This is a genomic window from Butyricimonas sp. RTP31003st1_G1_RTP31003_210430 (genome assembly GCF_040920905.1).
Classification (GTDB): domain Bacteria; phylum Bacteroidota; class Bacteroidia; order Bacteroidales; family Marinifilaceae; genus Butyricimonas; species Butyricimonas paravirosa.
Window position 1 is genome coordinate 3,666 of sequence record NZ_JBCOSQ010000106.1, and the last position, 5,592, is coordinate 9,257.

General features: G+C 44.1%; 6 protein-coding genes. 2 read left to right on the forward strand and 4 right to left on the reverse strand.

Annotated features, from left to right (window positions below; genetic code table 11):
• From AB5542_RS20280 to AB5542_RS20295, 4 genes are all read right to left on the reverse strand, one after another.
• Window positions 1–796 (reverse strand): nucleotide sugar dehydrogenase (locus tag AB5542_RS20280; RefSeq protein WP_368243397.1); only part of this gene is annotated, 796 nt, incomplete at its 3' end.
• A gap of 43 nt (window positions 797–839) precedes the next feature.
• Window positions 840–1,811 carry a Gfo/Idh/MocA family oxidoreductase gene (locus AB5542_RS20285; RefSeq protein ID WP_279040064.1) on the reverse strand — a complete coding sequence of 324 codons (972 nt, stop codon included), beginning with the start codon at window positions 1,809–1,811 and terminating at the stop codon, window positions 840–842.
• Between the two features lie 20 nt (window positions 1,812–1,831).
• Entirely contained in the window at window positions 1,832–2,524 is a 693-nt protein-coding gene (locus AB5542_RS20290) for a hypothetical protein (RefSeq protein ID WP_279040065.1), read from the reverse strand.
• Window positions 2,525–2,528: 4 nt separating this feature from the next.
• Window positions 2,529–3,053: a UpxY family transcription antiterminator gene (locus AB5542_RS20295; RefSeq protein ID WP_118305035.1), complete on the reverse strand. Its 525-nt coding sequence runs from the start codon at window positions 3,051–3,053 to the stop codon at window positions 2,529–2,531.
• Window positions 3,054–3,469: 416 nt separating this feature from the next.
• Between AB5542_RS20295 and miaB the strand changes: the two genes are divergently transcribed.
• Together miaB and AB5542_RS20305 are read left to right on the forward strand one after the other, a co-directional pair.
• Window positions 3,470–4,801 carry a tRNA (N6-isopentenyl adenosine(37)-C2)-methylthiotransferase MiaB gene (miaB, locus tag AB5542_RS20300; RefSeq protein WP_118305036.1) on the forward strand — a complete coding sequence of 444 codons (1,332 nt, stop codon included), beginning with the start codon at window positions 3,470–3,472 and terminating at the stop codon, window positions 4,799–4,801.
• A 32-nt stretch (window positions 4,802–4,833) separates the two neighbouring features.
• Window positions 4,834–5,379 (forward strand): RNA methyltransferase, encoded by a 546-nt coding sequence (locus tag AB5542_RS20305; RefSeq protein WP_270593596.1) that lies wholly within the window; start codon window positions 4,834–4,836, stop codon window positions 5,377–5,379.
• Window positions 5,380–5,592 lie beyond the last annotated feature (213 nt).

Consider the following 5,592-nt stretch of genomic DNA (forward strand, 5'->3'; position numbering starts at 1 on the left):
CTCCTATACAATGTCCCCCTACCAATCCCGGGTAGAATTTCAAGAAATTCCATTTCGTCCCGGCAGCTTCCAACACGTCATACGTGTTGATACCGATTCGACTGAAAATAATCGACAACTCGTTCATCAAGGCGATATTCACGTCCCGTTGCGTGTTCTCGATAATCTTAGCTGCCTCGGCAACCTTAATATTCGGGGCTCGATGGACTCCCGGTTTAACCACGAGCTCGTAAACTTTGGCGATGACATCTAACGCCTCCCCGTCACAGCCCGACACTATTTTTATCGTGTTAGGTAACGTGTGAACCTTCTCCCCGGGGTTGATTCGTTCCGGTGAATAACCAATTTTAAAATCAACTCCCGCTTTCAAGCCGGAAATCTCTTCCAGGATCGGCAAGCAATCCTCCTCCGTGCAACCGGGGTAAACCGTTGACTCGTAAACCACGTAATCTCCCCTTTTCAAAGCGTGAGCGACCGAACGTGTCGCGCTTAACAACGGGGTCAAGTCCGGTTGGTTATGTCGATCTATCGGGGTCGGTACGGCCACGATAAAGAATGAAGCCTCCCGTAACTCGTCAATAGAGGAGGTAAATTTTATATCAGCCTCTTCAAAAGCGGCATGATCCAGCTCTTTACAGGGATCTATCCCCTGTCGCATCTTCGCTAGACGCTCCTCGTTAATATCAAAACCGATAACAGAGATTTTCTTGGCAAACTCTAACGCGATGGGCAAACCCACGTAACCCAAACCGACAAGCGCCAGCTTGGCCTCTTTATTCACTAGTTTATTATACATGACAATTGAAAATGGAATGTTGAAAATTGAAAACGAGAGAATGTTATCTCGTCCAACCGAAAGGATGTTTCACGAGAGGTAATTTAGCCAGCGGGTGATAATCACCTTTCAAACCTATCGGTTCCGCATTACGGATATGATGAACGATATTTATACAATTACGAACCTCGTCCAAACCGAAACCTTCACCGGAAAGAACGTGCTTGTAACTTTCCGTGTGCAACTCCGTGAAACCGTTACTGAACTCGAATTCCTCTCCCTCGATACGGATGGAACGATACGTGCGCTTTTCTCCCTCCACGGCATTCTCCGGCAGGTTATCGGCATTTATGCTCAAGAAATAACGAACACGAGCTCGTTCTAGCTCCAAATACCCGGCTACACGGTCATGGCTCTTCACGTGAACGATATTCTCCTTCACCCCACCGAAAACCCAGGTCAACATGTCGTAAAAATGAACACCGATATTCGTTGCCACGCCTCCACTCTTGCGCTCGTCTCCTTTCCAGCTCGTGTAATACCAGCTACCGCGAGAAGTGATATAAGTCAGATCCACGTCGTAAACTTTATCTTTCGGACCCTCGTCTATTCGTTTTTTCAAGGCCTTGATCGAGTCATGCAAGCGAAGTTGAAGGATATTGTTCACCTTGTGCCCAGTTTCCCGTTCCACCTCGGCCAAAGCATCGATATTCCACGGGTTCAACACCAGCGGTTTCTCGCAGATCACGTCAGCCCCCAAGCGTAATCCGTAACGGATATGAGCGTCATGCAGGTAGTTAGGAGTACAGATAGAAACTATGTCCACCCGGTTATCGCCTCCTTTAATCCGGGAACAATAACGATCGAACAATTCCATCTCCGTGAAAAAGGACGCTTCAGGAAAGAAACTATCCATGATTCCCACGCTATCAAACTTGTCGTAAGCCGCGACCAAACGATTACCCGTGTCTTTTATGGCACGTAAATGACGGGGAGCGATGTAACCGGCAACCCCGATCAAAGCAAAATTCTTCATGATATATTTAACGATTTCAATTATAATTCAAAACCTTTACCCTTCAATTCCCACATCCCCAATATCTCGAAACAAAAAGTTTCTCTACCCGCTATTCCGGTATTTTCTATAGAAATAATAATACTACTCAAAATCTCCTTCTCTTCTTTCATCCATCTCTCCAAAAGTATCGTATCTTCTGACAAATTTTTAAAGCATCTCTCCGTCCGTAACCACTGCCATACTTGCTTTTGTTTCTGATTATCGTAATCTCCAGCAATCCCTTCCGCCATCTCCAAACACCACTCCTCCCCCGTAAAATAGTACCAATTACAAAGCAATCGACACACGTTAGGAGTTCTACCCGGTATCACGATCTCCCCTTTTTCATCCACGGTCAATATCCGATAAGCCACATCCAACGCCTCATTCAAAAGATCCATATCCGAATATGTCTGATAAGCATCCATCAAATCAGCCACATATCCTATCCTTTCATCCAACTCGATAGAAGTATCTTTCATTGCCTTCGACAATTCCTTGGCTATTTCACGTAACCGCTCATGAATTTCCTGCAATGTTCCATACTCCCGTTCCAAAGTGGGAGAAACCCGTACCATCGCGTACACGGACAAATAACCATGTAGCAAATGAGATAATGACATTGCAGAACAATCCCTTACTCGTACATCCCGAATGGACATGTACAAGTCATGAAAAAAATCATTCTTCATTCTTCTATTCTATCTTTTCCAGAAAACTACCAGGAATATACGCTGTAGCTAAAGACACGACCCCTTCCAGCCTTACGACCACTCTTTTATGACCTTTCACCCGGATCAATTCACCCTCGATCCCGGCAAAATCCCCTTTTATGACACGTACTTTATCGCCTTTTTTCAGATTCTCGTTCACCACCTCCACCATTTCTTTGGAGAAGTCAAGCAAGAACATAAAATCATTCATCTGTTTATCGGGAACAATCAAAAAGTTACCCGTTTCCCGATCCCTCAAATAACGCATGTCAAAAGCATACTCTTGAATCAATGACATGCAAGATTTAAAGGTCGTATGAATAAATACCAGATTAGGAATAACCGGTACTTCAATTAATTTATCAACACCATGAATTTTTCGTGCAATTTGTTGGAACGGAATGAAATTCTCGATCCCCATGCTATCCAAACGCTGTTTTATCTTTTTCTCCTGACGACAAGTATTTGCAACATACCAATGTAGCTCGTTATCGGACAATTTAAGCATTACATAATTTTTATTCATTCATTCCAGGACAAAGCTGCGCCTCCTGATCATCCACGGAGTGATCTTTGCCCGAAGAATTAAATAAGACGCTCTTTTCCTAAACGTCCGCCTCTTAAACAGAGAGGACCATATTAGACAAATGAACGAGGCAAATGTAGTTCATAAAGAATTTCAATGCAAATTTTCAAATACATTTTTCCTCTAAACTTAATAAATGCCTGAGTTTCAATACCCCTTACATCTCTTCGATATACTATCGATGAACACATGCTCTATAGGAACGAATGGATAACGACAACATACACACTATATGTATTTCCAAGACAAACGAAAATATGGTTTTGTATTTTTAAAAGAAAATAGAAAGCCCGTAGACTAAAATTCATTACCTTTGCCCCCTGCAAATAAAATCAGGAATGAAGGTAAAGAAATTTTATATCGAAACTTACGGTTGCCAAATGAACGTAGCAGACAGTGAAGTGGTTGCAGCCATCTTGGAAGACAAAGGATACCAACGGACGCAAGAAAAAAGTGAAGCAGACGTGATTCTGGTGAACACCTGTTCCGTACGTGAAAATGCGGAACAACGGGTTCGCGGACGGGTACAAGGATTTTCCGAGGTAAAGAAAAAGAACCCACACGTGCTGGTCGCCATCATGGGATGTATGGCAGAACGTTTGGGAGAGGCTCTTTTTGAACAGGAGAAGAACGTGAACATCGTGGTTGGTCCCGATGCGTACATGGATCTCCCGCTCTTGGTTGAGAAAGCCGAGAAAGGCGAGAAAGCCATCAACATTGAACTCTCTACCACGGAAACCTACAAGGACATCTGCCCTTCCCGAATTGACGAAACAGCCATATCCGGATTCGTTTCCATCATGAGGGGATGTAATAATTTCTGTACCTATTGCATCGTTCCGTACACCCGAGGACGCGAGCGTAGCCGAAGTCCCAGAAGTATTGTCAATGAAGTTCTAGACCTTCAATCCAAAGGTTACAAGGAAGTGACACTACTCGGTCAGAATGTAAATTCCTACCTCTGGCGGGGAGATAATCAGGAAGTGAATTTCCCGGCATTACTCGCCATGGTTGCCCAAACGGTACCCAACATGCGTATCCGTTTCGCCACGTCACACCCAAAAGATATGAATGATGACATTCTACGTGCGATAGCCACCCATTCCAATATTTGCAAACACATCCATCTACCCTTCCAATCTGGGAGTAATTCCGTACTGAAAGATATGAACCGAAAATATACCCGTGAATGGTATCTTGACCGGATTCATGCCATCCGGGAGATCGTCCCCGATTGTGGAATTTCCACGGACGTGTTCGTCGGGTTCCACAATGAAAGCGAGGATGATTATCAGCAGACTCTTGCCTTGATGAAAGAGGTGATGTTCGACTCCGCTTTCATGTTCAAATACTCGGAACGTCCGGGTACCGTGGCTTCTCGCAACTTGCCGGATAACGTGGACGAGGAAGTAAAAGGACGTCGTTTGCAGGAACTCATTGATATGCAGGTGGAGATTTCTCACCAAAGCAACTTGAAAGACGTGGGCAAAGTATTCGAGGTACTCGTAGAAGGGGTTTCCAAGAAGAAATCGGATGAACTTTTCGGTCGCAGCAGCCAGAATAAGGTGATCGTCTTCCCGGATAACGGAGCTAAAGTCGGAGAACTCGTTCAGGTTCGTGTCACGGAATGTACCCCTGCAACCCTTATCGGTGAAGCAATAAATCAATAACCCTAATCGAAAATACTCAATTTTCAATTAACATGTCTCGTAAACTCCTCAATGAAGAACTGAACCGACTCACCACGGAAGAGTATAAAGACGCTGAAAAACTCCCGATCGTGGTCGTACTGGATAACGTGCGCAGCTTGAATAACATTGGTTCCGTGTTTCGCACATCCGATGCCTTCCGGCTTTCCAAGATATATCTTTGTGGTATCACGGCAACACCACCCCATCGGGAAATACACAAAACAGCCCTCGGTGCAGAAGAAAGCGTGGACTGGGAATATTTCGAAGAAACCACCGATGCGGTTCAGGCATTGAAAAATGAGGGGTACACGATTCTATCCGTGGAACAAGTGGAGAACAGTATTTCCCTAGAACAATTTACCATCGAAAGCGGACGAAAATATGCTTTCATTTTCGGAAACGAGGTAAAAGGCGTACAGCAGGAAGTGGTTGATCTTTCGGATGACTGTATCGAGATCCCCCAGTTCGGGACCAAACATTCATTCAACATATCCGTCACCGCCGGAATCGTACTATGGCAGGTTATCCATCCGCTATTTTATAAACAACTGAAATAAGTCATAACGTTTATAAGGTTCATAAGGTTTATAAGGTTTATAAAGTCTTGTTTTATACATACCAACTACCCTCTCCGACTGCTCTCCACACAGGGGAATGACTGACTATCAAGTGGTTTACACACTTACATAAAAGAGTAATGTGGCCAAAAATAGTTGGTAACATTTTTCCAATTAAAGCTTATCTTTGAATAGTAAAGTCGAAGAGGAAAC